This window comes from Bradyrhizobium roseum (genome assembly GCF_030413175.1).
Taxonomy (GTDB): Bacteria; Pseudomonadota; Alphaproteobacteria; order Rhizobiales; family Xanthobacteraceae; genus Bradyrhizobium; species Bradyrhizobium roseum.
The window spans coordinates 6,101,888-6,128,544 of the sequence record NZ_CP129212.1; the positions used below are offsets into that span (position 1 = coordinate 6,101,888).

At 64.2% G+C, this 26,657-nt stretch carries 33 protein-coding genes; 14 read left to right on the top strand and 19 right to left on the bottom strand.

Features of this window, described 5'->3' with window-relative positions:
- Nucleotides 1–168 precede the first annotated feature (168 nt).
- Together QUH67_RS28795 and QUH67_RS28800 are read left to right on the top strand one after the other, a co-directional pair.
- Entirely contained in the window at nucleotides 169–771 is a 603-nt protein-coding gene (locus tag QUH67_RS28795) for a FecR family protein (protein ID WP_300942871.1), read from the top strand.
- A gap of 2 nt (nucleotides 772–773) precedes the next feature.
- On the top strand, nucleotides 774–1,931 hold the full coding sequence (locus QUH67_RS28800) for a hypothetical protein (RefSeq protein WP_300942873.1): 1,158 nt from the start codon (nucleotides 774–776) through the stop codon (nucleotides 1,929–1,931).
- On the opposite strand, the gene QUH67_RS28805 is transcribed toward QUH67_RS28800, so the two are convergent.
- The 3 genes from QUH67_RS28805 to QUH67_RS28815 all read right to left on the bottom strand — a co-directional run bounded on the left by QUH67_RS28805 (nucleotide 1,928) and on the right by QUH67_RS28815 (nucleotide 3,808).
- Nucleotides 1,928–2,347: a VOC family protein gene (locus QUH67_RS28805; RefSeq protein WP_300942875.1), complete on the bottom strand. Its 420-nt coding sequence runs from the start codon at nucleotides 2,345–2,347 to the stop codon at nucleotides 1,928–1,930. The two genes, QUH67_RS28800 and QUH67_RS28805, sit on opposite strands and share 4 nt — an antisense overlap.
- A gap of 165 nt (nucleotides 2,348–2,512) precedes the next feature.
- Nucleotides 2,513–3,250 (bottom strand): enoyl-CoA hydratase/isomerase family protein, encoded by a 738-nt coding sequence (locus QUH67_RS28810; protein ID WP_300942877.1) that lies wholly within the window; start codon nucleotides 3,248–3,250, stop codon nucleotides 2,513–2,515.
- Between the two features lie 30 nt (nucleotides 3,251–3,280).
- The gene (locus QUH67_RS28815) at nucleotides 3,281–3,808 is read right to left on the bottom strand and encodes a cupin domain-containing protein (RefSeq protein ID WP_300942879.1); all 528 of its coding nucleotides are present in this window, start codon (nucleotides 3,806–3,808) and stop codon (nucleotides 3,281–3,283) included.
- Between the two features lie 133 nt (nucleotides 3,809–3,941).
- Between QUH67_RS28815 and QUH67_RS28820 the strand changes: the two genes are divergently transcribed.
- Nucleotides 3,942–4,157: a CsbD family protein gene (locus QUH67_RS28820; RefSeq protein WP_300942881.1), complete on the top strand. Its 216-nt coding sequence runs from the start codon at nucleotides 3,942–3,944 to the stop codon at nucleotides 4,155–4,157.
- Between the two features lie 98 nt (nucleotides 4,158–4,255).
- Here the strand turns inward: QUH67_RS28820 and QUH67_RS28825 are convergent, their stop codons facing one another.
- The 4 genes from QUH67_RS28825 to ggt form a co-directional block, all read right to left on the bottom strand.
- Nucleotides 4,256–5,236, bottom strand: coding sequence for a D-2-hydroxyacid dehydrogenase family protein (locus QUH67_RS28825; RefSeq protein WP_300942883.1), 981 nt, complete (start codon nucleotides 5,234–5,236; stop codon nucleotides 4,256–4,258).
- A 23-nt stretch (nucleotides 5,237–5,259) separates the two neighbouring features.
- Nucleotides 5,260–5,721 carry an FKBP-type peptidyl-prolyl cis-trans isomerase gene (locus tag QUH67_RS28830; protein WP_300942884.1) on the bottom strand — a complete coding sequence of 154 codons (462 nt, stop codon included), beginning with the start codon at nucleotides 5,719–5,721 and terminating at the stop codon, nucleotides 5,260–5,262.
- Nucleotides 5,722–5,805: 84 nt separating this feature from the next.
- The gene (locus QUH67_RS28835; protein ID WP_407080485.1) at nucleotides 5,806–7,044 is read right to left on the bottom strand and encodes an NAD(P)/FAD-dependent oxidoreductase; all 1,239 of its coding nucleotides are present in this window, start codon (nucleotides 7,042–7,044) and stop codon (nucleotides 5,806–5,808) included.
- Between the two features lie 114 nt (nucleotides 7,045–7,158).
- Entirely contained in the window at nucleotides 7,159–8,745 is a 1,587-nt protein-coding gene (gene ggt, locus QUH67_RS28840) for a gamma-glutamyltransferase (protein ID WP_300942885.1), read from the bottom strand.
- A gap of 183 nt (nucleotides 8,746–8,928) precedes the next feature.
- Between ggt and trhO the strand changes: the two genes are divergently transcribed.
- Both trhO and QUH67_RS28850 read left to right on the top strand, forming a co-directional pair.
- Nucleotides 8,929–9,681, top strand: coding sequence for an oxygen-dependent tRNA uridine(34) hydroxylase TrhO (gene trhO / locus QUH67_RS28845; RefSeq protein WP_300942886.1), 753 nt, complete (start codon nucleotides 8,929–8,931; stop codon nucleotides 9,679–9,681).
- Nucleotides 9,674–9,889 carry a SlyX family protein gene (locus QUH67_RS28850; protein WP_300942887.1) on the top strand — a complete coding sequence of 72 codons (216 nt, stop codon included), beginning with the start codon at nucleotides 9,674–9,676 and terminating at the stop codon, nucleotides 9,887–9,889. Before trhO ends, QUH67_RS28850 begins: the two co-directional genes overlap by 8 nt.
- 77 nt (nucleotides 9,890–9,966) lie before the next feature.
- Here the strand turns inward: QUH67_RS28850 and QUH67_RS28855 are convergent, their stop codons facing one another.
- Together QUH67_RS28855 and QUH67_RS28860 are read right to left on the bottom strand one after the other, a co-directional pair.
- Nucleotides 9,967–10,101 (bottom strand): hypothetical protein, encoded by a 135-nt coding sequence (locus QUH67_RS28855; RefSeq protein ID WP_300942888.1) that lies wholly within the window; start codon nucleotides 10,099–10,101, stop codon nucleotides 9,967–9,969.
- A 21-nt stretch (nucleotides 10,102–10,122) separates the two neighbouring features.
- Entirely contained in the window at nucleotides 10,123–10,341 is a 219-nt protein-coding gene (locus QUH67_RS28860; protein ID WP_300942890.1) for a hypothetical protein, read from the bottom strand.
- A gap of 125 nt (nucleotides 10,342–10,466) precedes the next feature.
- Between QUH67_RS28860 and hemE the strand changes: the two genes are divergently transcribed.
- Complete coding sequence (hemE, locus tag QUH67_RS28865) at nucleotides 10,467–11,507, top strand: uroporphyrinogen decarboxylase (protein ID WP_300942892.1); 1,041 nt, start codon at nucleotides 10,467–10,469, stop codon at nucleotides 11,505–11,507.
- Nucleotides 11,508–11,532: 25 nt separating this feature from the next.
- On the opposite strand, the gene QUH67_RS28870 is transcribed toward hemE, so the two are convergent.
- The 4 genes from QUH67_RS28870 to QUH67_RS28885 form a co-directional block, all read right to left on the bottom strand.
- Nucleotides 11,533–12,681 carry an acyl-CoA dehydrogenase family protein gene (locus QUH67_RS28870; protein WP_300942893.1) on the bottom strand — a complete coding sequence of 383 codons (1,149 nt, stop codon included), beginning with the start codon at nucleotides 12,679–12,681 and terminating at the stop codon, nucleotides 11,533–11,535.
- Nucleotides 12,682–12,689: 8 nt separating this feature from the next.
- The gene (locus QUH67_RS28875; protein WP_300942894.1) at nucleotides 12,690–14,303 is read right to left on the bottom strand and encodes a GMC family oxidoreductase; all 1,614 of its coding nucleotides are present in this window, start codon (nucleotides 14,301–14,303) and stop codon (nucleotides 12,690–12,692) included.
- A gap of 93 nt (nucleotides 14,304–14,396) precedes the next feature.
- Nucleotides 14,397–15,170 carry an enoyl-CoA hydratase gene (locus tag QUH67_RS28880; RefSeq protein ID WP_300942895.1) on the bottom strand — a complete coding sequence of 258 codons (774 nt, stop codon included), beginning with the start codon at nucleotides 15,168–15,170 and terminating at the stop codon, nucleotides 14,397–14,399.
- A complete protein-coding gene (locus tag QUH67_RS28885; protein ID WP_300942896.1) occupies nucleotides 15,167–15,607 on the bottom strand; it encodes a MarR family winged helix-turn-helix transcriptional regulator in 441 nt (146 codons plus the stop codon). The genes QUH67_RS28880 and QUH67_RS28885 overlap by 4 nt, the downstream gene beginning before the upstream one ends.
- 203 nt (nucleotides 15,608–15,810) lie before the next feature.
- Here QUH67_RS28885 and QUH67_RS28890 point away from each other — a divergent pair, with 203 nt between their 5' ends.
- The 8 genes from QUH67_RS28890 to QUH67_RS28925 all read left to right on the top strand — a co-directional run bounded on the left by QUH67_RS28890 (nucleotide 15,811) and on the right by QUH67_RS28925 (nucleotide 22,592).
- On the top strand, nucleotides 15,811–16,527 hold the full coding sequence (locus QUH67_RS28890; protein ID WP_300942897.1) for a GntR family transcriptional regulator: 717 nt from the start codon (nucleotides 15,811–15,813) through the stop codon (nucleotides 16,525–16,527).
- 63 nt (nucleotides 16,528–16,590) lie between these two features.
- Nucleotides 16,591–17,562, top strand: coding sequence for an ABC transporter substrate-binding protein (locus QUH67_RS28895; protein WP_300942898.1), 972 nt, complete (start codon nucleotides 16,591–16,593; stop codon nucleotides 17,560–17,562).
- Between the two features lie 10 nt (nucleotides 17,563–17,572).
- Nucleotides 17,573–18,328, top strand: a complete 756-nt coding sequence (locus tag QUH67_RS28900; protein ID WP_300942899.1) for an ABC transporter permease — start codon at nucleotides 17,573–17,575, stop codon at nucleotides 18,326–18,328.
- A complete protein-coding gene (locus QUH67_RS28905) occupies nucleotides 18,307–19,104 on the top strand; it encodes an ABC transporter ATP-binding protein (RefSeq protein WP_300942900.1) in 798 nt (265 codons plus the stop codon). The genes QUH67_RS28900 and QUH67_RS28905 overlap by 22 nt, the downstream gene beginning before the upstream one ends.
- A gap of 7 nt (nucleotides 19,105–19,111) precedes the next feature.
- The gene (locus QUH67_RS28910) at nucleotides 19,112–19,912 is read left to right on the top strand and encodes an ABC transporter permease (protein ID WP_300942901.1); all 801 of its coding nucleotides are present in this window, start codon (nucleotides 19,112–19,114) and stop codon (nucleotides 19,910–19,912) included.
- 10 nt (nucleotides 19,913–19,922) lie between these two features.
- A complete protein-coding gene (locus tag QUH67_RS28915) occupies nucleotides 19,923–20,588 on the top strand; it encodes a polysaccharide deacetylase family protein (RefSeq protein WP_300942902.1) in 666 nt (221 codons plus the stop codon).
- Nucleotides 20,585–21,454: a fumarylacetoacetate hydrolase family protein gene (locus QUH67_RS28920; RefSeq protein WP_300942903.1), complete on the top strand. Its 870-nt coding sequence runs from the start codon at nucleotides 20,585–20,587 to the stop codon at nucleotides 21,452–21,454. Before QUH67_RS28915 ends, QUH67_RS28920 begins: the two co-directional genes overlap by 4 nt.
- A gap of 97 nt (nucleotides 21,455–21,551) precedes the next feature.
- Nucleotides 21,552–22,592 (top strand): 5-methyltetrahydropteroyltriglutamate--homocysteine methyltransferase, encoded by a 1,041-nt coding sequence (locus QUH67_RS28925; protein WP_300942904.1) that lies wholly within the window; start codon nucleotides 21,552–21,554, stop codon nucleotides 22,590–22,592.
- Nucleotides 22,593–22,889: 297 nt separating this feature from the next.
- Here QUH67_RS28925 and QUH67_RS28930 read toward each other — a convergent pair whose 3' ends face one another.
- The 6 genes from QUH67_RS28930 to QUH67_RS28955 all read right to left on the bottom strand — a co-directional run bounded on the left by QUH67_RS28930 (nucleotide 22,890) and on the right by QUH67_RS28955 (nucleotide 26,636).
- A complete protein-coding gene (locus tag QUH67_RS28930) occupies nucleotides 22,890–23,498 on the bottom strand; it encodes a nuclear transport factor 2 family protein (RefSeq protein ID WP_300942905.1) in 609 nt (202 codons plus the stop codon).
- A gap of 6 nt (nucleotides 23,499–23,504) precedes the next feature.
- Nucleotides 23,505–23,777, bottom strand: a complete 273-nt coding sequence (locus tag QUH67_RS28935; RefSeq protein WP_300942906.1) for a hypothetical protein — start codon at nucleotides 23,775–23,777, stop codon at nucleotides 23,505–23,507.
- The gene (locus tag QUH67_RS28940) at nucleotides 23,774–24,658 is read right to left on the bottom strand and encodes a DUF2778 domain-containing protein (protein ID WP_300942907.1); all 885 of its coding nucleotides are present in this window, start codon (nucleotides 24,656–24,658) and stop codon (nucleotides 23,774–23,776) included. Before QUH67_RS28940 ends, QUH67_RS28935 begins: the two co-directional genes overlap by 4 nt.
- Before the next feature lie 291 nt (nucleotides 24,659–24,949).
- The gene (locus QUH67_RS28945; RefSeq protein ID WP_300942908.1) at nucleotides 24,950–25,375 is read right to left on the bottom strand and encodes a DOPA 4,5-dioxygenase family protein; all 426 of its coding nucleotides are present in this window, start codon (nucleotides 25,373–25,375) and stop codon (nucleotides 24,950–24,952) included.
- Between the two features lie 88 nt (nucleotides 25,376–25,463).
- Entirely contained in the window at nucleotides 25,464–26,024 is a 561-nt protein-coding gene (locus QUH67_RS28950) for a carboxymuconolactone decarboxylase family protein (protein WP_300942909.1), read from the bottom strand.
- A gap of 81 nt (nucleotides 26,025–26,105) precedes the next feature.
- On the bottom strand, nucleotides 26,106–26,636 hold the full coding sequence (locus QUH67_RS28955; RefSeq protein ID WP_300942910.1) for a VOC family protein: 531 nt from the start codon (nucleotides 26,634–26,636) through the stop codon (nucleotides 26,106–26,108).
- Between the last annotated feature and the right edge of the window lie 21 nt (nucleotides 26,637–26,657).

The following is a 26,657-nucleotide window of genomic DNA, read 5'->3' on the forward strand; positions in this document are numbered from 1 at the left end:
GATCCGGTACGATGCCGGGGTAAATCGATCGGCGTTGAAATGATTTCTAGTAACTGCATTCGTTTGCTTTTCGCAATCGGCCTATCTGCAACCGGCCTTGTAACTGCGTTTGCCGCTCCCGCATACGCGCAAACGCGCGTCGGCGAAGCGGCAGTCGTCAAGAACGAAGTGCTCCGCGTTACCGGACCTTCGAGCACCCGGATCAATGTCGGCGACGGACTGCTGCGCGACGAAACCGTCCGCACCGGTCTCGACAGCGCAACGCGGCTGGTGATGGCCGACAGCACCAATCTTTCGCTCGGGCCGAACGCGTCGCTCAAGCTCGATCGTACCGTGTTCGACGACGAGCACCATTATCGCGAGGTCGCGGTGCGCATGACGTCGGGCGCGTTTCGTTTCGTCACCGGCCAGTCTGACAAGGCCGCCTACAAGATCACGACACCGCTGGCGACGATCGGCGTGCGCGGCACCACGCTCGATATCCTGTCGCAGCGCGGTCAGACCATCGTCAATCTGCAGGAGGGCGCAGCCTCGGTTTGCACGACCTCGTTCGACTGCATCCAGCTCACCCGACCCGGCGACACCGCCATCATCACCGCGGGCGGCGCTGGCGGCAGATCGACGATCAAGAAGAGCAACACGCCGCCCTGGACGTTCGCCGCGACCTGCAGCGCCGCCGCGGGGCTTTGCAGCAAGACGCAATATGCGGATGCGACGCCCGCCATCGTCGACGACGGCAGCGACCCCACCGGCATGCTGTGCGGGCGCTGACCATGGCAAATTTCATCCGCAGCGCGGTGGTGTCCGCAACGCTCCTTGGCGCGGCACTCGCGATCCAACTATCCCCTGCCCGGGCGGCGCAGTCGCCATCGCCTTCACCCTCGCCGACCCCGCAGGCAGAATGCGTCGAGTGCTACCCGCCCACGCCGACACCGACACCGAGCCCTTCCCCCTCGCCGGCGCCCTCGAATTCGCCGACGCCGAACCCCACGGAGCCGCGCACCGACAACCAGTCCACCAACGCGCCGCCGGTGGCCGGCGCGGGTTCGAACGCCGGCTCGATCAACGGACTGGCCGACCAGCGCTTCAACCAGATGATCACCAACCGCGTGCTCGGCACCGTGCTGCTGGGGGTCAACGAGCAGGTCAATTGCAACGATTGCATCAGCGCGTTCGGTTCGGCGGGTTCCTTCTCGGCCGGCATTCACGGCCGCAAGAACCTGACGCCCAACCTGTCGCTGCTCGCCGGCATCGCCTATGCGCAGTACAATGAAGGCGGTTACCACGTCACCTCTTCGCCGATCGGCGCGTTCGCGTTGCGCTACGATTTCGTCGACTGGGGATCGTCGCGGCCGTTCTTCGATATCGGCGCCATCCTGTCGCCGTTCCAGAAGGTGCGCTACGCGCGCGGCTACACGACGAACCTCGGCGCGGTATCGCTCGAGAGTTCGACCAAGAGCGAGAACTACGCCGTCTACGGCCGCGCCGGCTGGATGAGCCGGCTGTCGCCGCGCGACGAGGTCGCGGCTTCCGTCGAGGTCTGGCAGTTATGGCAGCGGGTGAAGGGCTACGTGGACCCCACGGTCGCCTTCAATCCGTTCGACGCCGCGATCAAGGATGGCACCGACCGCACCACCCTCGTCAAGGTCGGCGGACAGTGGACGCATTTGTTCGGTTCGAGGGTCGAGGCCAACATCAATGGCGGATGGGTGCAATCGTTCGGAACGCGATCCGGCATCGTCGCCAGCGTGACCGGCGACGGCACGATCGTGCCGACGATGGGCAACCAGGGCTGGTTCGAATATGGCGGCCGGTTGGGCTTCCGCGTCACCAAGGGCTGGGTAACCGACCTCTTCCTCAACGGCACCGCCGGCCCGCAGCCGGTCGGCAACACCCTGCACGGCGGCGTGGGTTTGCGGGTGAGTTATTAGGCGGACGGCGCGGCAGTCGCGGCCGCGACGTCCATCCACATCACTTCCCAATGATGGCCATCGGGATCTTCAAAACTGCGGCCATACATGAAGCCATGATCCTGCTTCGGGCCCGGATCGGCGGCACCGCCAGCGCCCTGCGCTTTGGCGACCATGTTGTCCACCGCCTCGCGACTATCGGATGACAGGCAGATAATGACCTCACTTGTCGCCTTGGCGTCAGCAATCGTCTTCGACGTGAACTGCCGGTATTTGTCGTGGGTCAGCAGCATCACGTAGATGGATTCGGAAAACACCATGCAGGACGCGGTGTCATCGGAGAATTGCGGGTTATTTTCGGCACCGATCGCCTGATAAAAGGCGGTTGAGCGGGCGAGATCGCTGACCGGCAGGTTGACGAAGATCATCTTGGACATAGCAGGCTCCTTTTGGCGGGTTCCACCCGAGGACGAAAGAGCGGGCAGCAAACCGACACGCCGATAGAGATTCTAGCTATGGAACAACCAGGCGTGGATAGGCGGACTTTCGCAGAGCCGGGCCGGAGCCGTCCCGGCGTCAGCTGCGCAATGCCGAACCTTGTATCATTTTCCCCTGAACTGAGGCGTGCGCTTTTCCGCAAACGCCTTGACGCCTTCCTTGAGGTCATCGCTGTCCCTGATGACATCGAGCAGCCGGCGCACTTCGGCGACGCCTTCCAGCGGTCCCTTCGGCATGGCGTCGCGCGCCAGCTTCTTCAGCGCGCGAACCACCAGCGGCGCATTGGCCGCGATCTTGGCCGCCATCTCCTGGGCAAGCGCGACATGCCGGCCCGGCGGGACGACCTTGTTGACGAAGCCGATCTGATATGCGCGCTCCGCCGACATCTCCTCGCCGACCAAAAGAAACTCCATGGCGATCTTGTGCGGCATCCGCGCCATCACCGAGGAGATGCCGCCGGCGGTGGTGCCGATCTTGCCCTCGGGATAGATGAAGCGCGTCGTCTCCGACGCGACGCACATGTCGGCCATCTGCACCAGCACGAACGCACCGCCGACCACCCAGCCGGACGTCGCGGCGATGACGGGCTTGTCGAGTTCGACGCCGAGGCCCGGCACGGCGTGCCACATGTTGACGGGAAGATCCTTGACGTCGGCGCCTACGGAAAAATACTTTTCCTCGGACGACGCCAGCACGGCCACGCGATCGTCGCTCTCGTGAAAGCGAAACCAGGCCTCGCGTAGTTCGTCGCACAACGCATTGTTGAGCGCGTTGTGCGACGAGGTCCGGTCCATGGTGATGGTGGCGACGTGGTTTGCGCTCTCGTAGCGAACGAGCTTCATCGAATTCCTCCCGGCGTCGCGTTGTTGTTTTTATTTCTTCTCGGCAGGATCGCGGTGTACCGGATCGACCCACAGCACGGTCTCGGGCTTTTCGACCGGTTCGATGTCGAGGTTGATCGCGACCGCCTCGCCGTCACTGCGCACCAGCACGCATTCCAGCACCTCGTCGCGGCTGGCATTGATCTCCTGATGCGGCACGTAAGGCGGCACGAAGATGAAATCGCCGGGGCCGGCTTCCGCGGTGAACTGCAGGTGCTCGCCCCAGCGCATCCGCGCCTTGCCCTTCACCACATAGATGACGCTTTCGAGATGGCCATGGTGATGCGCGCCGGTCTTGGCATCGGGGCGAATGGTGACGGTGCCCGCCCATAATTTCTGGGCCCCGACGCGGGCGAAATTGATCGCGGCCTTGCGGTCCATGCCGGCGGTCGACGGCACGTTGGAATCGAGCTGATTGCCAGGGATGACGCGGATGCCGTCGTGCTTCCAGCGTTCGGCATCGCCGTGGTCGTGATCGTGGGAATGATGGGGATGGGTGTGGTCGTGACTGCCGCTCATCTTGTTGCTTTCCGAATGGTTGCCTCCGGACGGTACATAAAACCGTGATCGCAAACCAGCCATATCGAGGAACTTTCCATGCGGATCGCGGGTTGTTTCGGCGACGTAAGTTCAATCTGGAAGGAGTATTTCGATGGGTTCGACCGCAGACAAGATCAAGGGTACCGCCAACGAAGCAATGGGCAAGGCCAAGCAGGGCATCGGTGAAGCCACCGGTTCCGATCGCCTGCAGGGCGAAGGCGTGATCCAGGAAGTCAAGGGCAAGGGCCAGAAGGCCATGGGCGACGCCAAGGAAGCCACGAAGGATGCCGTGGACAAGGCAGCCGCGGCCGCGAACAAGAATCTCTGATCGAAGCGACGCGATTGGTGAAAACGGAAAGGCCGGTCCCTCGGGGCCGGTCTTTTTCGTGCCGTCTTATATCAACGCCTCGCGGGCCAAGGCTTCCGTTACCGCCGCTTCGCCATCACATCCGGATTGACCACATTGATCGGCGTGCCGGCGGCATAGGCCACGATCTGATCGAAGATATCCGTGAACTGGATTTCGTATTCGTCCTGCGTGACGTAGCCGAGATGGGGCGTGCAGACCACGTTGTCCATGGTCAGCAGCGGATCGTTGACGTCGCGAAGCGGTTCTTTTTCGTAGACGTCGACGGCCGCCATGCCGGGCCGACCGGCGCGCAGCGCATTGACAAGCGCGTTGGGCTCGATCAGCGGCGCGCGGCTGGTGTTGACCAGCAGCGCCGAAGGCTTCATGCGCGCGAGGTCTTCCGCCGTGACGATGCCGCGCGTGGCATCGACCAGACGCATGTGCAGAGAGAGCACGTCGCATCGTTCGAAGAACTCGGCCTTGCTGGCCGCGGTTTCATAGCCGTCGGCACGGGCCTTCGCCATGGCCGGCTCGCGCGCCCATACCAGCACATTCATGCCGAACGCGCTGCCGTAACCGGCGACGACGGCGCCGATCCGCCCGTAGCCGTAGATGCCGAGCGTCTTGCCGCGCACCGAGTAGCCGACGCCGATCTGCCATTTGCCGGCCTTCAGCGCCGCCATCTGCTGCGGAATCGCGCGCATCGCCGCCAGGACCAGCCCCCAGGTGAATTCCGCCGTCGCGTAGGACGGCGTGTCGGCGTGCTGGCCCGAGGATACGACAATGCCGAGCCGGGTACAGGTATCGATGTCGATATGCGGAAAGACGCTGCGCTGGCTGATCAGCTTCAGTTTCGGCAGCCGTTCCAGCAGCGGCGTGCGGATCTGCGTGCGCTCGCGGATCAGCACCAGCGCCTCGGTATCCTGCATGCGCTCTGCCAGCACATCGACATCCTGAACGTGATCGTTCCAGATGGTGACGTCGTGGCCGGCGAGTTTTTTGAAACAATCGAGGGTGCGCACCGTGTCGAAATAATCGTCGAGGATCGAGACCTGCACGATGCGCCTCCGCGATTGCGCGGTTATTTCACGGCCAGCAGTTCGACATCGAACATCAGCGTCGCGTTCGGCGGGATGACGCCGCCGGCGCCGCGCGCGCCATAGCCGAGTTCAGGCGGAATGATCAGCGTGCGCTTGCCGCCGACCTTCATCGAACCGACGCCCTCGTCCCAGCCGCCGATCACCTGCCGAACGCCGATCTTGAACTCGAACGGCTCATTGCGGTCAACGGAAGAGTCGAACTTCTTGCCCTTCTGGCCGTTTTCGTAAAGCCAACCGGTATAATGCATCACGCAGGTCTGGCCGGTCTTCGGCGTGGCGCCGGTGCCTTCCTTGCTGTCGATGATCTGCAAACCTGAAGCTGTCGTCATGGGCTTTTTTCCTGCGGTCTGGGCCGATGCCAGTTCGGTGACGATCGGCGTGGCAACCGCGGCCGCCACGGCGGCAAGAGCGGTCTGGAGTATCGTGCGTCGGGAAGATCGCATCTCAATGCACCTCGTTCGAGAGACGGACGTCTCTAGCCCAAGGTGGGCCGTTTCCATAGCCATTTTTCGGAGGACGGCTATGTTTCAGCCGGCCTTGCCGCCATCGCGATCAATCGCGAAATCGCTGAGCAACGGCGAGGTTTTGCCGGCGATCAGATCGCCGATCAGGCGTGCGGCCAGAAAGCTGAACGTGATGCCGTTGCCGCCATAGCCATAGGCCGCGTAAACGCCCTTGGCGCCCGGCACCGGACCGATCAGCGGCAAGCCGTCTTTGGTGGTATCGAATGTCCCCGCCCAGCGAAATTCGATGTCGGGCTTCGCAGCCGGCCAGAGCGCCGCGAGCCTTCGCGCCAGCACGCGCGATTTCTCGGGGATCGCGCGGTCGCGCGCCTCCGGTTCGATAATTTCCGTGCTGTCCTCGCCGCCGATGATGATCCGCCCCGCTGCGGTGGTTCGCGCATAGAGATAATCTTTCGCATCCTCCCAGATCAGCGTGCCGTCGTTCCAGATATTTTGCGGCTGCGGTACGGTCGCAATCGCCCAGCTTGACGACACCTCATGCACGGTCGAGCGAACGATGTCCGGCATCACGTAACCGGTGGCAAGCACGACGGAGCGCGCCTCGATCTCGCGATCGTTGGCCAGACCGACACTGACCGAACGGCCCGCGGTATCGAATGAAACGGCGTCTGCTTCGAACAACCGCGCACCGCGCGAAAGCGCCGTCCGTAGCAGGCCATGCGACAGCTTCATGGGATCGGCATCGGCCGCGCCCGGCGAGATGATCGCACCGGCACGCGCGATGCCAAAGCGCTCCAGCAGCATGGCATGGTCGATGAAATCGCCGGGCAGGCCGGCGCGGGCCCTCCAGCGATGCTCTTCCACCAGCTCGGCGCTGCCTTCCCCCGCCGCAAGATACAGCGAATCCTTGTCGCGGAGGTCGCACGCGATACCAAGCCGCCAGACCAGCGATTGGAGCCCGGCGACGGCATCGCGGCTGGCGCGATAGGCGCGTGATGCGCGATCGAAGCCATAGATCTCGCTCAGTTCGCGGAGTGGCCGGTCGATTTCCCACAACAACATGGATGTGGAGGCCGCCGTGCTGCCGAGTCCGGGCAACTCGCGATCGACGATGATGACGTCGAGGCCTTGCCGCGTCAGGCGTTCGGCGACCAGCGATCCCGTAATGCCGGCGCCGACGATCAGCGCATCGCATGAGAGGCTCTCGACGAGGTCACGGCGGGACGGATGGGATGATGTCGCGAACCACGGCGACCGGCCGCCGCGCAGATCGGCCTGTTCGCTATCGTCTGAATCGAGAATGGTGATGGCTGACCTCTGAAAACAAGCGGCTGTCAGCAGTCATGCGATCAGCACCGGCCCGCCGCTCTAACGAAAGCGACGGGCCATGGTTCCATAGGTGCAGATAACAGCGCCTCAATACCCCAGCGCACAGCCGTCCTTGCGGGGATCGGAGCCGCCGGTCAGCGTACCCTTTTCCCAGTCGATCCAGATCGCCTGGCCGCCGCCGAGCGGGCCGACCACGCTGGTGGTCTTGTGTCCAATCTTCTTCAGGCCCTCGACGATCTCGGCCGGCACGCTGTCCTCGAGCTGGTAGACGCCCTCGTAATGCAGGCCGCGCGGCATATCGATGGCTTCCTGCACGTCGCAGCCATAGTCGAGGATGTTGCTCAGGACGTGGCTCTGGCCCACCGGCTGATACTGCCCGCCCATCACGCCGAACGGCATCACGGCGCGGCCGTTCCTGGTCGCAAGGCTCGGAATGATGGTGTGCAGCGGCCGCTTGCCCGGCGCGATGCAGTTCGGGTGGCCAGGCTGGATGCGGAAGCCGCCGGCGCGGTTCTGCAAGAGGACGCCGGTCTTGTTGGACACGATTGCCGAGCCGAAGGAATGCGCGATCGAGTTGATGAACGAGCAGACGTTGCGGTCCTTGTCGACCACGGTGATGTACACCGTGGACGGATTCATCGGCGGCGCGACGTTCGGCAGGTCGAGCAGCCTGTCCATCTTGATGTTCTTGATGTGCTCTTCGGCGAATTCCTTGGCGAGGATGCCGGCAACATCGACATGCACCTGGGCGGGATCGCCGATGTACTGCTCGCGCATCATGTAGGCGATGCGCGCGGCTTCGGCTTCCAGATGGAAGCGCTCGACGCTGAGCGGCTTGAACTTGGTCAGCTCGAAACGCGACAGGATATTCAGCATGACCAGCATGGTGATGCCGGGGCCGTTCGGCGGGCACTGCCAGACGTCATGGCCCTTGTACATGGTGCCGATCGGCGAGGTCGTTTCGGTCGAGTGCGCGGCAAAATCTTCCAGCGTATGCAGGCCGCCGATGCCGCGCAGCGTATCCACCATGTCGGCGGCGATCTCGCCGCTGTAGAACGCATCGCGGCCGTTCTTGGCGATCGCGCGCAGCGTCTTGCCGAGTTCGGGTTGGCGGATCACGTCGCCGGCTGCCGCGGGCTTGCCGTGCGGCAACAGATAGCGCTCGGTGTTGGTGCCGTTCTTCAGTTTCTCGAACTGGTTCTTCCAGTCGAAGGCGATGCGGGGCGCGACGACATAGCCTTCCTCCGCGGCCTTGATCGCGGGCTGCAGCAGGGTGTCGAAACCCATCTTGCCGTGGTCGCGCAGGATCGTGTCCCAGGCGTCGATCGCGCCGGGAATGCTCACCGCGTGCGCCGAGGTCAGCGGCACCGAGTTGATCTTGCGCTCCAGGTACCACTCGGCCGTCGCCGCCATCGGCGCGCGGCCGGAGCCGTTATAGGCGACGATCTTGCCCTCGCCCTTGGGCTGGATCAGCGCAAAGCAATCGCCTCCGATACCGGTCGATTGCGGCTCGATCACCCCGAGCAGCGCACAGGCCGCAACCGCGGCATCCGCCGCCGTGCCGCCGGCGCGCATCACATCGATGGCGACCAGCGCGGCATCCGGGTGCGAGGTCGCCACCATCGCGTTCTGGGCATGGACCGTGGAGCGGCCGGCGAAATGGAAATTCCTCATCGCGAGAGCTTTCTTGAAAGGCGGTTCTGGAGTGTCCGGCGGGTTTGCGGACGGTCCTTCGTGGGACGGTTATTGGCATATTCATCCCCTGCGGGGCAATGGCTGGCATGCCAAGGGCAATGCGCGGAATACGCAGGGCTTTGCGGGGTTTCCCCTGCCCGGCCTGCCTGATAAATGGTCGCCATGCCGTTCAAGGTCGCCGCCCTCTACCAATTCGCCGCCCTGCCGGACTTCCGGGAGTTGCGCGAGCCGCTGCGCGCACTCGCGGCGGGGCTTGGGATCAAGGGCAGCGTGCTGCTGGCCCATGAGGGCATCAACGGCACGGTGGCGGGCAGCGATGATGGCATCGACGCGTTCGTTTGGGAGTTGCAGCACGGGCCCCTGTTCGGCGGCCGGCTCGACAATCTCGAACTCAAGTATTCGACCGCTACCGGGATGCCGTTCCAGCGGCTGAAGGTCCGCCTGAAGAAAGAGATCGTGACGCTCGGGGATACCGCCGTCGATCCAACGCAGCTTGTCGGCACGTATGTCGAACCATCGGACTGGAATGCTCTGATATCCGCGCCCGACACGCTCGTGATCGATACCCGCAACGCCTTCGAGGTCGCGATGGGCACTTTCGAGGGCGCTATCGACCCCGGCATAAAGAGTTTTGGGCAGTTCAAGCAGTTCGCAGCGGAGAAACTCGACCCCGCGAAGCATCGCAGGATCGCCATGTTCTGCACCGGCGGTATCCGCTGCGAGAAAGCCAGCGCCTATCTGCTGGCCCGCGGATTCGACGAGGTCTATCACCTCAAGGGCGGCATCCTGCGCTATCTCGAAGGCGTGCCGGAACAGGACAGCCGCTGGCGCGGCGAGTGCTTTGTATTCGATGAACGTGTGGCGCTTGGCCACGGCCTGCGGCAGCGACCACCGGACGATGGCCCCCATGAGTGATCTTGACGCACTGCGCGAGCGTATCGACGGGTTGGAAATCCGACTGGCTTATCAGGATGAGTCCATCGAGACGCTGAACCAGACGATAACCGCGCAGTGGGCGCAGATCGACCGGCTGACGCGCCAGATTACCGAGCTGAAAGAGCGGCTTCAGGAAGCCGAAAGCAACGTGCCGGGCGCGGTGAACGAGCGGCCGCCGCATTATTAATTGGAAGGTCACAAGAAAAAACGGCCTCCCGCAGGAGGCCGCACTCAACGGTTCTCGTATCCATCGGCTGCGTCCGCTCATCCGCGCATGGTGAACCACACCGCCATGACCACAACGACGCCAAGAACAACGGCCCACACCAGCGGTGAAACCTTCTTGTCACCGCCACTGCGCGGCGAGTCGTTGGCGGCGTGATTGAACTCGGTCTTCATCGCCCGGCCCGCCGTTCCATATCAGCGAAACACGCCACGAATTTTTTCCCACAAAGATTCATTGCGGTCGCTGTCCGCCTTTGACGGCGCCGGTTGAGCGGCGCTGACAGGATCGGAAGCCGGAAAGGACCCGACCAGACCCTTCTCGAGCTTCTCGTGCATTTCGCGATCGGCCAGCATTGCCTCGTGGGGATCAGCGGCGTGCTTGTCATGCGGTGCGGGATCGAATTTCTCAGCCATGGGGTTCCTCCGTGACTGGGGTAACGCACCAAATTCATGCGGGTTCCATTTCCTGCCTTGGCCAAGCCGAGGGCTGCGTGTATCAGGGACCCCAAGGACCGGCACACGCACCGTAGGAACTTCCATTGTCCCAGCAGTCAGCTACAAAACCCTTTATCGAAGTGCTGTCCGGCCGCCGTCAGCAGGTGCCGCCGGTCTGGATGATGCGGCAGGCCGGCCGCTATCTTCCAGAGTATCGCGAGCTGCGCGCCAAGGCCGGCGGCTTCCTCGACCTCTGTTTCACGCCGGAATACGCTGCCGAGGTGACGCTGCAGCCGATCCGCCGCTTCAATTTCGACGCTGCGATCATCTTCTCCGACATCCTCGTGATCCCCTATGCGCTCGGCCGTTCCGTCCGCTTCGAGGCCGGCGAAGGCCCCCGCCTCGATCCGCTGGACAAGCCGGATCAAGTGAAGACGCTGGCGCGCGCGGCTGACTTCAGCAAACTCGAACCGGTCTATGAGGCGCTGCGCCGGGTGCGCCGCGAGCTTGCGCCCGAGATCGCATTGATCGGCTTCTGCGGCGCGCCGTGGACGGTCGCGACCTACATGGTCGCGGGCCATGGTACGCCCGACCAGGCTCCGGCGCGGATGATGGCCTATCGCCATCCCGAGGCATTCGCCCAAATCATCGACGTGCTGGTCGAGAACTCGATCCAGTATTTGCTCGGCCAGCTCAAGGCCGGCGCGGATGTATTGCAGATTTTCGATACCTGGGCCGGCGTTCTACCGCCCCGCGAATTCGAGCGCTGGTCGATCGAGCCCGCCAAACGCATCGTCGCGGGCGTGCGCGCGCAGGCGCCCGACGCCAAGATCATCGGCTTCCCCCGCGGCGCCGGCGCGCTGTTGCCGGCCTATGTGGAAGCGACTGGCGTCAATGCCGTCAGCATCGACTGGGCGGCCGAGCCGTCGCTGATCCGCGAACGCGTGCAGAGCCGCGTCGCGGTGCAGGGCAATCTCGATCCGCTGGTGCTGATCGCAGGCGGCGCGGCGCTGGATCGCGCCGTCGACGATGTCCTGGAAAACTATGGGCAAGGCCGGCTGATCTTCAACCTCGGCCACGGTATCCAGCCGGAAACCCCGATCGCGCATGTCGAGCAGATGCTGCGGCGGGTGCGGGGCAGATAAGGGCTAGCCGCGTCGCCGCAGTACCTCACACCGGCGCGGACGGATCCACCGGAAGGCCCATGAAGACGCGCCCGGTGAATTCATAGGTCGGCGGCGCAACCATGATGTGCTGCGTGGCCACATGGCCGTCGCGAAAGCGGCGCTGCAGCGGCGAGGACAGGAACACCGACGAGCCGCCGCCGAGGTCATACATGCTGCGCGCGACATCGGCCGCCGTGCGGGTCGCGTGGGTGGCAGCCAGACGAATCGCGGCGCGGTGCCGCATTTCGATGGCGCCGCTCTGGCGCGCCAATTGCCAGGCCTCGTCGACCGCTTCGTAGAAGAAGGCACGCGCCGAGCGCAGATTGGCTTCAGCGACGGCAAGCGTCGACTGCGCACTATGGCGTTCGGCCAATGTGCGGCGCGAGCCCAGCGGTTGCTTGCCGCCGGCCAGTTCCACGAGATCCTCGATGGCGCCGCGGGCATTGCCGAGTGCGACCGCCGCAATGCCGAGCGCCAGCAGACCAAAAAACGGGAACGCATAAAGCGCACCGGATGCGACCGGAGCATCGTAGGACACCGCGCGCTCGCGCGGCACGGCCAAGTTGGAGACGACCATCTCGCCCGAGCCGGTGCCGCACAGGCCCGACGAATGCCAAGTGTCGTTCAAGGTAGCCGCTTCCGCAGGAAAGATCAGGCGGCGCTCTTCCGGCATTCCGTTCGCAAGCTTTCGCAGTCCACCGTTTTCAGTGACCAGGGCGCCGCCGATCAGCCACCGGCAATTGGCGGAGCCCGAAGCCCATGCCCAGCGGCCATTCAGGAGATAGCCGTCGCCGTCAATTTCGGCTTTCCCCATCGGCGCGAACACGCCGCCGACGATGCAATCCGCGGGGCCGAAGATCTCCCGCGCCAGGGGCGTCGGCAGATAGGCCGCCGTCACGCCAGAGGTCGCGCCGATCATCACGCACCAGCCGACGGAAGCGTCCGCCGCGCCGACGGCCTCGATCGCCCGCAGCATCGCCGCCGGTTCCAACTCCAGCCCGCCAGCCTCCTTCGGTACGGCCATCCGGAAAAGGCCCGCCGCAGCCAGGGATCGCGCCAGATCCGCCGGCAAGCGACGCGCCTGCTCGATCTCCGTCGCCCGGGCACGGATGGCCGGAACCAGTTCGTGGATGGCGGCAAGGGTGTCGGCCATGTGATGCGCTACCGCGCGTCCTCCAAAATCATGTCCGACGCCTTTTCCGCGATCATGATGGTTGGCGCGTTGGTGTTGCCCGACATCAGGTCCGGCATGATCGACGCATCGACCACGCGCAGACCTTCGATGCCGCGCACGCGCAGGCGCTGGTCGACGACGGCAAGCGCGTCGCTGCCCATGCGGCAGGTCGAGGTCGGGTGATACACCGTGCTGCCGGTGCGGCGGCAGTAATCCAGCACCTCGTCGTCGCTCTGCACTTTAGGACCGGGATCGACCTCAGCGACCGCGTAGGCCTTCAGCGCCGGCGCGGCGAGTATCTTGCGTAGAATGCGGATGCCGTCGATGAAGGCGCGGCGATCGGTTTCGGTCGCGAGATAGTTGATGCGGATTTCCGGCGGCACCGCAGGGTCCGCGCTCTTGATCCGCAGCGAGCCGCGGCTTTCCGGACGCAACTGGCAAACCGAGGATGAGAAGCCCGAGAGCGCATGAAGTTTCTCGCCCATCTTGTCGGTCGAGAACGGCAGGAAGTGAATCTGGATGTCCGGCGACGCCAGCCGCGGGCTGGTCTTGAAGAACGCGCCCGAGGTGCCCGCGGCAATCGTCAGCGGTCCCTTGCGGAAGGCTGCGTACTGAAGTCCCGCCATCATCTTGCGGATCGGATGGTTGACGACGTCATTGAGCGTGACCTTCTGCGCGCAGCGCGTAACCAACCGAACCTGCATGTGGTCCTGCAGATCATTGCCGACGCCGGGCGCGTCGAGCACGATCTCGATGCCGTGCTGCCTCAGCAGGTCCGCAGGCCCCACGCCGGAGAGCTGCAGCAATTGCGGCGAGTTGTACGCGCCGCTGGAAACCAGGATTTCCTTGCGCGCCCGCGCCGTGCGCACGCTACCTTCCTGCTTGTATTCGACCGCCTTGGCGCGCTTCCCTTCAAACAGGATGCGCTGCGCCAACGCTGAGGTCTCGACATGCAGGTTAGAGCGACTCCTCGCCGGGCGCAGATAAGAATATGCCGTGCTGGCGCGACGTCCCCGGCTCGTCGTGGTCTGGAAGAATCCAGCGCCTTCCTGGGTCGCGCCGTTGAAATCCGGATTGGTCGGTATGCCGGCTTCGGCGGCGGCGACAACGAAGGCTTCCGACAGGGGATCATGGTGCCGCCAGTCCGATACCGGCAACGGGCCGCCGCTGCCGTGGTATTTGTCGGGCCCGCGCTGCTGGTTCTCGGCTTTCTTGAAGTAGGGCAGCACGTCGTCATAGCCCCAGCCGGCGTTGCCGCGCTGGCGCCAGCGATCGTAATCCTCCTGCTGGCCCCGCACATAGAGCAGGCCGTTGATCGAGCTCGACCCGCCCAGCACTTTTCCGCGCGGTTGAAACACCTGCCGGCCGTTCAAGCCCGGCTCCGGCTCAGTCTGGTACATCCAATTGACGGATTTTTCCTTGAACAGCTTTCCGTAGCCGAGCGGTACGTGGATCCAGAGGTTGCTGTCCTTCGGTCCGGCTTCCAGCAGCAAGACGGAGTGCTTGCCGTCGGCGCTCAGGCGGTTGGCGAGCACACATCCGGCCGAGCCGGCGCCGACGATGACATAGTCGAATTCGGAAGCGTCATTGTTATTGTTCATTGGTCTCCCCGCGCGCGACCCGAAACAGGTAGCGGGACCGTCACGGACGGTCAATCGCCAGACGGTCGCGGGCGGGAAGAAGCGGTGACGCCGCTATTTTGCGAGTTTCAAAAAGTCCGGCGGCCGGCGCTCGGCGAACGCGGTGAAGGCTTCCCGCGCCTCGGCGGTTTGCAGGCGCGCGGCGAACTGCGCGCTTTCCACCTTGATCTGTGCCATCAGCACTTCCGGATTGCGCATCAGCCGTTTTGTGGTGCTGACCGCGCCCGCCGGCTGCTTCGCCAGCCGCAATGCCAGCGCCCTCGCCTCGGCATCGAGTTTGTCGAGTGGCACCACCCGGTTGGCGAGCCCCCAGGCGAGCGCGGACTTGGCGTCGACGGCCTCACCAAGCGCGAACATCTCAAAGGCGCGGGCATAGCCAATGCGGAGCGGCATCAGCAGGCTGGAGGACGCCTCAGGAACCAGCGCCAGGCTGACGAACGGCGTCGAAAGCAGCGCGTTCTCTGCCAGCACGACCAGATCGCAGTGCAGCAGCATGGTGGTGCCGACGCCGACCGCACGCCCCTGAACCGCCGCGACCAGCGGACGGCTCGATTGCGCGAGCGCCTGCAGGAAGCGGCTGACATGCCGCGCGCCCTGGATGGCGCCTGTCGCGATGGCGGCGAACTCGCCGACATCGTTGCCGGCGGTGAACATGTCACCCTTGCCGCGGATCAACAGCACGCGAACGGACGAATCGGTTTCCGCGCCTTCGATGGCGTCGGCCACCGCGCCGTACATCGCGTTGGTCAGCGCGTTCTTCTTGTCCGGACGGGCCATCGTCAGGCTCAAAATCCCTTCGCTCTTCTCGATCTCGATGTGCTCGGTCATTCGTCTTCTCCTCTGGGAAATCTGGTTTGCATGGTCGTGAGCCAACGCGCGACGATTTCGATCTCCGCGTCGGTAAATCCGTCTGTGAGGCGCCTGTTGATTTCCGCGAGTCCCGCTTTCGACTGCGCCAGCGCGGCGCGGCCGGCCGGCGTCAGCCACAGCCGCCACGCCCGGCCGTCCTGCGGATCGGCGCGCCGCCTGATCAGGTTCGCGGCCGCCATCCGGTCCACCAGCCCGCTGATGCCGGGCGGACCGAGATCGAGCGCCGTGCCCGCCTCGCCCATCAGTACGCCGTCGCGCTGGCCCAGCACGAACAGCAAGCCGGACTGCGCGGCCGTTACCCCATTGTGCTGCGCCCGCGCCGCCATCCAGCGCTGCAGCCGGCGTTGCGCCACGTTGAGCAGAAATACCAGTCGAGGTTCGCGACGAACACTCACGTGAATTGCTAAGGCCATTTATTTCGCACGCGAACTATACAGGGTCTGGGTCGGGTTGTCATCACGTCCGATGTGTCAGAAAATGCTCCCGCGGCGCCGTCAAAAATTGATTCGCATCCAAAAATCTCGACAATACAATGCTTTAGACAAAAAATCGATTTTCGATTGACGCCAGCGCCATACCTCGCCAATCTCCGCGCGCCATGAGCAGTATCGGTTTGAGTTTTGACGACAGCCCTGCCGACGAACGGCCGCGCAGCCTGACGTCAGCGGTTCAGGGGCGGCTGCGTGCGGACATTCTCTCGACCCGGCTGCCGCCCGGCCAGAAGCTGCATATCGCCGGCCTCGCCAAGCAGTTCTCGGTCAGCCTTGCCGCGGTGCGCGAAGCGCTGTCGCGGCTGGTCGCGGACGGGCTCGTACAGGCGTCCGACCAGCGCGGCTTTCGCGTCAGTCCGGTATCTCCCGCCGATCTCAGGGACGTGACGCAGACCCGTATCGATATCGAAGGGCTGGCGCTGCGCCGCTCGATCGAGCGCGGCGACGCCGCATGGCTCGCCGCGGTGGAGAGGTCGTTCACCGCACTTTGCGCCGTTCCCTACACCTATCCCGACGACCCGACGCACCACTACGAGGAATGGGTGGTGCGGCACCGCGTCTTCCACCGCACCTTGGTGAATGCCTGCGGCTCGCCATGGCTGCTCGGGTTTCGCGACGTGCTGCACGAACAGAGCGAACGTTATCGGCGGCTTGCGATCCGGCGCAACAACAAGAAAACCCGCAACGTCGAGGCCGAGCACGCCGCTATCGTGCGCGCCACGCTCCAACGCGATGCCGATGCCGCGGTCGTCGCACTCTCGAAGCATTTTATGACGACCATGCGGCTCGTCGAGCTCGCTACTCCCAGCACATCAGGGACGTAGCGGCACCAACTGGGCCGCCATTGGAAGAACAAGCCTTACAAAAAAGCAAAAGGGAAACGCACAATGAGCATCACGCGACGCCACATCCTGGCAATGATCGCCGCCGCCTCCGTTCTTGGAACATCGGCCACGGCGCAGGCCGCCGACACCGTCCGCATCGGGCTTCCCACCAAGACTTACTGGCCGACCACGATCGCAGAAACCGCGGTGCGGCAGAAACTGTTCGAGAAGGAAGGGATCAAGGCCGAACTGACGATCTACCGCGGCGGCGCCGAGACGTTCGAGGCGATGGCGGCGGGCGCTGCGGACGTCATCCTCGACGCCACCTCGCTGGTTTCGGCCGGACGCAGCAAGGGCGTGAACTCCAAGGTGCTGGCCAACGCCGCGATGGGCTATTACGGCTGGCAATTGATGACGCTTTCAAAGTCTACGCTCGGCGTCTCCGACCTGAAGGGCAAGAAGGTCGCGATCACCTCCGCCGGCTCCGGGTCCGACCTGCTGGCGCTGTGGACCCAGCAGGACAAGAAGATCGAGTTCACCCGCGTGCCCGTCGGCGGCGGCGGCCTGGTGCCGAACCTGCTCGCCGGCAATGTCGATGCCGCCGTGGTCTATTCGCCCCTGAGCTTCCAGATCTTGAAGTCGGGCGAAGCCCGTACGATCCTCGACTTCGCCAAGGAAGTGCCGCCGAACCTTGCCGCCGGCTGGATCGCACTCGACAAGTACGTCCAGGACAAGCCGCAGGTGGTGCAGAAGACGCTGAACGCGCTCTACGGCGCGCTGATGTTCATGCGCGCCAACAAGGAAGCCTCCGTCAAGCTGATTTCCGAGCTCTATGAGATCGCGCCCGACATCGCGGCGCAGGAGTATGACAACACAATCATGAAGCTGGAGACCGACGGCAGCATGGCCGGCCCCAAGATCCCGGAGCAGCTCCAGCTCGCGCTCGACATGGCCAAGGCGGGCGGCATGAAGGATCTCGGACCGGCAGCGGAGATCATCTCGACCCAGTTCAAGCCCGTGCCGACCAAGTTCTGAGGCCGGCCCGATGCAAAGCGGGTTGGCCGTCAAGGCGGCGCGGTTCGGCATTGTGATCGCGTTGTTCGCGATCTGGGAAATGCTGTCGCGGACCGGCATGGTCAACCCGCGCCTGCTTCCTTCCGCCTCCGACACGCTCGCCACGCTCGGCGATCTCCTGCAGCGGGCCAGCATACAACATGATCTCGCGGTCACCGCCACCGAGGTGCTGACCGCTTTTGCCCTCGCGGTGCCCTTCGGGGCGCTGGTCGGTTTCCTGATCGCGGAGAACAAGTATTTCGCCGATGTGGCCAAGCCGCTGCTGTTCTTCGCGTTCAGCATCCCGAAATCGATCTTCCTGCCGATGTTCATCCTGATGTTCGGTGTCGGCTTTGCTCAGAAGGTCGGCTTCGGCTTTTTCTCGACCATCTTCATCGTGATCATGTCGACCACGACCGCGGTGGAGTCGGTCAAGGTCGAGCACCTGACGGTCGCCCGGTCCTACGGCGCCACGCCGTTTCAGACCGCGTTCCGCGTCTATCTGCCGAGCATGCTTCCGGTTCTGCTGGAGGCGCTGCGGATCTCGATGATCTTCAATCTCACCGGCGTCATCCTCGCCGAAATGTATGCCTCTCGCGACGGCATCGGCCATCAGATCGCGACCTGGGGCGAAAACTTCCAAATGAAGCAGTTGCTGGCCGGCGTGCTGATGATCGCCGCGATCGCAATCGCTTTCAACGAACTGGTCAGATGGGTGGAAACTCGATGCAGCCATTGGCGAACATAACCCCGCTGAAGCCGGCCGGCGCGATCGAGGTCCGCAATGTCGGCCAGATCTTCAGGACCACGACGCAGGAAGTCGTTGCCCTCCAGGACGTCTCGCTCGACATCAAGCCCGGCCGTTTCATCGTGCTGGTCGGCCCGAGCGGCTGCGGCAAGTCGACGCTTCTGATGATGATGGCGGGCCTGCGCGAGCAGACCTCGGGCACCATCACGATCAGTGGCGCGCCGATCCCAAAACCCGATCCGAACCGGGTCGGCGTGGTGTTTCAGGAGGCCAGCCTGTTTCCCTGGCTGACGGCGGAGGAGAACGTCGAATTTCCGCTGGCGCTGCGCCATGTCGGCAAGAACGAACGCCGCACCAAGGCGCAGGATGCGCTGAAACTCGTCGGCCTCGACGGTTTCGGCAAGCGACATCCGCATGAATTGTCCGGCGGCATGAAGCAGCGCGTCTCGATCGCGCGCGGCCTGGTGCAGGACCCGCCTGTGCTGCTGATGGACGAGCCGTTCGCCGCGCTCGACGAGCAGACCCGCATGACCATGGGCGACGAATTGCTGCGGATCTGGGCCGCCACCGGCAAGACGGTGGTGTTCGTCACCCACAGCCTGACGGAGGCCGTCTATCTCGCCGACGAGGTGATCGTGATGTCGCCGCGGCCCGGCCGCATCGTCGACCATCTGCAGGTCACGCTGCCCCGCCCGCGAACCTACGAAATGCTGAGCGGCGACGCGTTCGGTACCCTGCGCGAACGCATCTGGCGGCATATCCGCAAATCGGCATGAGGCCAACATGAGCGCGGCAACGCTTCGCAGATTGATCGTCATCGCCCTGATCGCGTTGTGGGAGATCCTGCCGCGCGCCGGCGTGATCCCGACGCTGTTCCTGCCCTCGCTGTCCTCGACGCTCATTGCCGGCTGGAACGAGGCCGGCGAATACGGCCATGCCCTGGCTGTGACGCTCTACGAGGTCGCGATTTCGATGATGTTCGCCTGCGGCGGCGGCATTTTGTTGGGCGCCATTGTCGGCAGCCTGCCGCGGCCACGCATCCTGATCATGCCGATGGTGTCGAGCCTCTATGCGGTGCCGCTCGTCATCCTCTACCCCGTCTTCACGGTGTGGCTCGGCATCGGCACGGAATCCAAGATTGCGTTCGCCTCGATCTACGGTTTCCTGCCGACGATGCTGGCGACCGCCGCCGGCATCCAGACCATCGATCCACAACTGCTGCTCGCCGCGCGCAGCATGGGAGCGACGCTGAGCCAGCGGATCGTCCGCGTCATCATCCCCGCGGCGATCCCGACCGTTCTATCAGGACTGCGCGTCGGCGGCGCGCTCGTGATCGTCGGCGTGGTGGTGTCGGAAATGCTGATCTCTTCCGCCGGAATCGGCTACCTGATCTCGCGCTACCGCACCATCCTCGACAGCCCGCATGTCTTCGCCGGCGTTCTGCTGGTGCTCGCGATGGCGATCGCCTTCAACGCCGCGATCAAATGGATCGAGCGCAAGGCCGCGATCTGGCAGACCGGTTCCCGCGCCGGCCAGCGCGCCGCCGACGAGATCACCGCCGGCGCCATCCAGCCTGCGACCTGACGGAGTACCCGTGTTCGACCTGACGCTGACATTCGACAACGGCCCCGAACCCGGGGTAACGCCGCACGTCCTCGACATCCTGCGCGAACGCGGCATCAAGTCGACGTTCTTCGTGATCGGCGAGAAGCTGGGCGATCCCGAACGCCGCCGGCTTGCGGCGCGCGCCCATGACGAAGGCCACTGGATCGGCAACCACACCTTTACGCACACGGTGCCGTTGGGGCAGCAGCGCGGCGCCGAGACGGCACAGAACGAAATCGGCCGGACGCAAGCCGCGATCGGTGAGCTCGCCCATCCCTACCGCTGGTTCCGGCCGTTCGGCGGCGGCGGCAATCTCGACGAGCGGCTGCTAAAACCTTCCGTGGTCGAATATCTAACGCGCCACAAGCACAGCTGCGTGCTCTGGAATGCGATCCCGCGCGACTGGGACGATGCCGACGGCTGGGTCGAGCGCGCGCTTTCGCAGTGCCTTTCGCAACCATGGAGCTTGATGGTGCTGCACGACCTGCCGAGCGGCGCGATGGCCCATCTCGAACGCTTTATCGACCGCGCCGAAAAGGCCGGCGCCCGTTTCCGCCAGGACTTTCCACCCGAATGCGTTCCGATCCGTTCGGGCAAAATCGTAAAGTCCATCGAACCCTACGTTTCCTCCATCGAAGAAAGTGCCAACCAATGAAGATCGCGAGTTTCAAGGCAGGCCAGACGGCGACATACGGACTGGTGACCAATGCCGGAATCATCGACGCAGGCAGGCGGCTGAAGGATTGGCCGACCCTGAAAGCGCTGCTCGCGAACGGCTCGCTCGACGCGCTGAAGGCGCTGCAGGGCGAACGCCCGGACTACGCGTTGGCCGAAATCGAACTGCTGCCGACCGTCCCCGATCCCGACAAGATCTTCTGCATCGGCGTCAACTACGCCACGCATCTGGCCGAGAGCGGCCACCCCACGCCGCCGCACCCGATGATCTTCACCCGCTTTGCCAACAGCCAGGTCGGCGGCGGCCAGCCGATGATCCGGCCGCTGGAGTCGGAGCGCTTCGACTATGAAGGCGAGATGGCCGTCATCATCGGCAAGGCCGGCCGCCGGATTTCGCGCGAGACGGCGCTGGCGCATGTCGCGGGCTACGCCTGCTACAATGACGGCAGCATCCGCGACTGGCAGCGCCACACCTCGCAGTTCGCACCGGGCAAGAATTTCGCGGGCACCGGCGCGTTCGGGCCGTGGATGGTCACGACGGACGAAATCCCTGATATCAGCAGGCAGACCATCGCGACCCGCCTCAACGGCGTCGAGGTACAGTCCGCACCGATCTCGGACCTCGTGTTCGACGTCCCTGCCCTGATCGCGTATTGCTCGACCTTCACCGAGCTTGTGCCCGGCGACGTCATCGTCACCGGCACCACCGGCGGCGTGGGCGCCTACCGCACACCGCCGCTCTGGATGAAAGAAGGCGACGTCGTCGAGGTCGAGGTGTCCGGCATCGGCGTACTGCGCAACCCGGTGAAGGATGAGGCCGCGGCCCAAGCGACGCGCGCCGCCTGAGAAGCCAAGAAGCTTACTTTTTGACGCGCTTTCTTCACGCGAACCGGAAGCCACTTCGCTTGAAAACGCGATGAACAACAAGAGCAAGGAGCTCCCCATGAACCTGCCAAAGCACCTGCTGCCGACCACCGTGGTCGGCAGCTACCCGCAGCCGGAATGGCTGGTCGACCGCGCGATGCTGTCAAAAGTGGTGCCGCGCACGCGCCTGCATGCGATGTGGCGGCTGCCGGCCGAACATCTGGAAGAAGCGCAGGACGACGCCACCATCGTCGCGATCCGGGACATGGAGCGCGCCGGGATCGACATCGTGACCGACGGCGAAATCCGCCGCGAGAGCTATTCCAACCGGTTTGCCACCGCGCTGGAAGGCATCGACGACGAGAATCCGGCGATGATCACCTCGCGCAGCGGCCATGCGACGCCGGTGCCACGCGTGGTCGGGGCGGTGAAGCGCAGCAAGCCGGTCGAGCTGCACGACATGGAATTCCTGCGCCGGAACACCGACCGCGCGGCCAAGATCACCCTGCCCGGCCCGTTCACGATGAGCCAGCAGGCCAAGAACGAATTCTACAGGGATGACGAGGAGCTGGCGATGGCGTTCGCCGCCGCCGTCAACGCCGAAGCGCTGGACCTGCAAAAGGCCGGCGCCAACGTGATCCAGCTCGACGAACCCTGGGTGCGCAATAATCCCGACGTCGCCCGCCGCTATGCGGTGAAGGCGATCAACCGCGCGCTGGAAGGCATCACCGTGCCGACGGTGGTGCATCTGTGCTTTGGCTATGCCGCGGTCGTGCCCGGCTCGACCAAACCGGCCGGCTATTCCTTCCTCGCCGAACTCGCCGACACCAGCGCCGAGCAGATATCGATCGAGGCGGCGCAGCCGAAACTCGATCTCGGCGTGCTCGGCGATCTGTCTTCGAAGAAGATCATGCTCGGCGTACTCGACCTCGGTAATCCCGAGATCGAATCAGCCGATGTGGTGGCGGACCGGATCCGCAACGGGCTGAAGCATGTCGCCGCGGATCGCCTCATCGTCGCCCCCGACTGCGGCATGAAATACATGCCGCGCCATATCGCCTTCGGAAAACTGAAGGCGATGTGCGACGCGGCGGCGACCGTGCGCAGGGAGATCGGCTAAATCCGTGGCTACCTGGCGATCAGCGCCAGAAATTGTTCGCACGGGTCATCCTGATGGCCCGTTCGTTCGAGAGGCATCGTTTCGCGAGAAGGACGAGACCAGCTTTCGGCCTCCGCCAGCCAATATACCCTGCTCTTGGTTCGTGCTGCGCGAGTTGCCTGCAAAGAGCCGCACGCGAACTCAATTCGAGCTGGCTTGCCATGCTGTTTCCCCTGCCTGGGTCATCTTTTATCTTCGACCCCCGGGCAGGTGGAATCCTTGATCCGATCAAATGGCGCAAGCGACAACCCGCATTCCCTAGATCGACTTGCCCTGCAGCCACGCCGCGCCGCGCGCATACAAGGCTTCGACTTCGGGCCCCTTGAGGCCGGGCATGTCGCGCTTCACGGTGTAGCCGATGCGGGTCTGCAGATAGGCGAGATGCCGGTAGCCCGGCGGAAACTGTTCGAGCAGCGCCTTGTCGAGGACGGGCGCCGCGCCGGGCGTGACCGGGTCCATGCGGTCCTTCTCGTAGATCGGCTGGCGCAGCACGATGCCCCAGCGTCCGTCGCGCTTTTCGAGGAAATCGTAGAATCGCCCGGTGCAGAGCACGTCGCACAACACGCCCTCGACCTCGGCGCGCTGCGAGATCGCCATCTTGGTCTGTGAAATCGCGCGTCGTCCTGCGAGGTCGACCGAGATGCCGCCGAGGAAATGCAGGATGCTGATACCCCTGGCCCAGGCCTGCTTGCTGATCTCGATGAACTCGTCGCCGGTGCCCTGCGTCCAGGTCGCCATCATGCGACCGTCGGGATGCCAGACCGTACGAAACCGCTCCCAGTCGCCGGCATCGCGCCAGATCGCCCAGTTCTGCAACAATTCCCGGATCAGGCGGTCGTCTTCAATCTCGCTGGCGCTTTTCGGCATGGGGCCTCACAACAGCTTGGCACGGGCCAACAGCGCCCGCAGTGCGTCGGTCGCCTGCACCGTCAGCATCGCATTGCGAGCGGCGCGTTGGAGGGCATTGACGGCATCGGCGTGCAGCGCACGAAACTCGATCCATTCTATCGAGCCGAGACTGGTGATGAAGCGATAGGCCTGGCCCACGGTGCCGATCGACACCGTCTGGCCGTTCAGGTTGATCTTGAACGTCGCGCGCAGCGGTGTGTCGGACGCAGCCGCGGCGTCGCCGGCAACGACGGTCATGACGGCGATGGAGAACGCCGCGACGCCGTGAGGCCTTCCTTGAGGCTTGGCACGACGACGAGACGCTTGACCTCGCCGTTGTTATACGCCGCGAGGAACCTGTCATATTCCTTGATCGAGACGCAGCCGTTGGAATCGCCGTTGGGACCGAGCAGATAGCTGTGCACCAGCAGGCCGTTACGGCCATGCATCTCGTTTTCGCCCACCGGGGTCATGCGCAGCGCGGCGACGCCGTGAAACAGCTTTTCACGCGGCCTGAGGTCGTAGACGTTCGGCGGCGTCGCGCCGACCATACGCTGGTCGACATGAGCCGGATTGTCCATCAGGCCGCCGAGACCGGAATGCGCCTCAAGCTTGGTGCCGTTCGGCAAGTAAACGACGCGGCCTGAAATATCGTAGACCGCGGTCTGGCCGTCATAGCCCAGTGCCCCCAGGTCCTTTCGCTCGCCCAACAGCCCATCCCCGGGCGTCAGCGATGCCAGCGAAAACTTCATTGGCACCAGATCGGCAAGCTTTTCGAACATGGTGCGATTGTCGGACGAGGTTGCCCCCGGATCGGTCCGCGGAGACTGGATATTGGCCAGGACCGGCCGCGCCCTCGGCAGCGGGATCGCCGCCTCGGCGGTCGGGGCGGTCGGCACGGGCTGGAGGTTCTGCTCCTCGGGCGAGGGTCCGCCCAGAGAGGCCCGGATGTGCCCGAACTCGGCATCGAAATTCGAGCGCTCCGGACCGGCGACCGGACGCCAAGGATAGCTGACGGCCAGCGATCGGCGCACTGAGCCCGGCCCGAATCGCTCCTCGAACGTGGGTCCGCTGCTGACATTTGCGGATGCGGGATTGCTCCAGCCGGCGAGATCGAAATCGGTTACCCAAACGGCCATTCCCAGCGCTATGGCGAGCGCTGCCGTGCCGAAAGCCGCTTCGCGGAGCCATCGGGTACCGCGGCTCGAAGCAAGCCCGGCTTTACTGGTCTTCCTCTTATCCATTCGTCCCCGGCTCGGCGCTTCGGAATCACGGCTGATTCCTAATGGATTCACCGAATAAGTCCCAGCATAATGAAATCCAAAGTAAGGCATAATCGAGACAAGCGCCCAATGTCATATTGACTGTCCCAATCGACGGTTTCAAGCCGGGCGATGGCCGTCAGGACCGATATTCCTTTTTGCAGCCGCTCAGGGCCGGAGGGTCGGACGGGTATTCGGCGCGGGCGCCTGTTCGATTTCGGCGTGCTCCGGCAGCTTTTCGGCATGCACGGCGAGCGCCGGCCCGATCCACATCGGGTCGGCTGCACGATCCCGACGCGGGTTGGTCGTGTTCGGATGGACCAAAATGCTCAATTGGCCGCGGTTGAGCATCAGCCAGGGCACCAGTTCGGGGAAAATTTCCCGGGCAAAGGCCACCTGGTACATGGCCTGGTCGTGCGGGCCGACCTTGACGTCGTGCCAGCGTCCGAGCGTGACCGAGAACCGCTCTCCGATCCAGGTACGCAGTCGCTCGGCCTCGGCCCGCGTCGCCGCCGGATCGTAGTAGATATGGGCGTGGTAGCTCGCAATCTCGCTCAGGGGCCGCGGACAGCCCGCCTCCGGCTCACCCGTCATTGCCCGCGCTCCCCGCCATCGTTGCCCTGAACCAGCCGATGATCGCTGCAATCGGCAACGTCGTCAATCAGCCGGGCCGGGTTCGACGTCAGCCCGGCCGCTTCTTGCCACCTTCGAAGACCGTCATGCCGGCGGCCGGGTCGAGATCGACATCGGTCGCCTCCGTCAGGCGCGCCATCGTCATGTAGAAGCCGATAGCCAGGATCGATTCCACGATCTCCTGCTCGCCGAAGTATTTTCGCATGGCAGAAAACACCGGCTCGGGAACGCGCACATTGTCGATCACCTCGCGACCGAACGCCAGCAGCGCCTGTTCGGCGGCGTTGAAGGCCGCGCCCTCGTAGTTGCCCTGCTCGACGCCGTCGATCTGCTGTTGCGTGACGCCGACGCCGAGCGCGATCGGCACATGCTGCCGCCACTCATAGACGCCGCGCTGCCGCTGCGCGACTTGCAGGATCAGCAATTCGCGATTGACGTGGCTGAGCTTCTGCTTGTGCAGGATCGAATTGGCGAACCGCATCGCCGGAATGAAATTGGCCTCGGCATGCGCCATCATTCGAAAAATGTTCAACACGACCGGCATCCTGTCAAAGGACGCGCGCACGTCGCCGCTGGTTGCCGCCGGATCGATCAGGGGAAGTCTCGCCATCCGCCTCTCCTTGTTCTGCTTCTCGTGATGCGGAGACTTCCGCGTTTTTCTGCAGGTTACGTTACAAAGGCCGCGCCCGCATCAGCGCTTGACATCCCGGATCGGATCGGAGCCGTCCCAGCCGGCAGCGACCTTGCGGATATGCTCGAAGAAACTCCCTTTGCTGCCGCTGATGTCGGATATTTCCACCACGGTGCCGGGATGCGCTTGCGTGTCGAAATAGGCGAAGCGACCCTTTTCGCCGCCGATCTGGCCCTCATGTCCAACCTTGTAGCCGAGGCCGAGCGCGCGGTCGTATAGGCCCTGATAATCCTTGGTCCAGTACGACATGTGCTGCAGGCCTTCGCGGCCGGAGTCCAGAAACTCCTTGTACATCGAGGGCGCGTCGTTGCGCTGCTGGATCAGTTCGATCTGGAGATCGCCGGAATTGGCGAGCGCAATGCTCATCTCCACGGCCGAGTCCTTGCCGCGGTGACGGAAGTAATCGGTCTTGACCCGGTCGATGTAGTACCAGGGTCCGACGCCCATCACGTTGACCCAATGGTCCATGGCGGCGCGAATATCCCGCACGACATATCCGTTCTGGCAGACTGCCCCGAAAACACGGCTCATGACGACCTCCCGTTCCGGGCG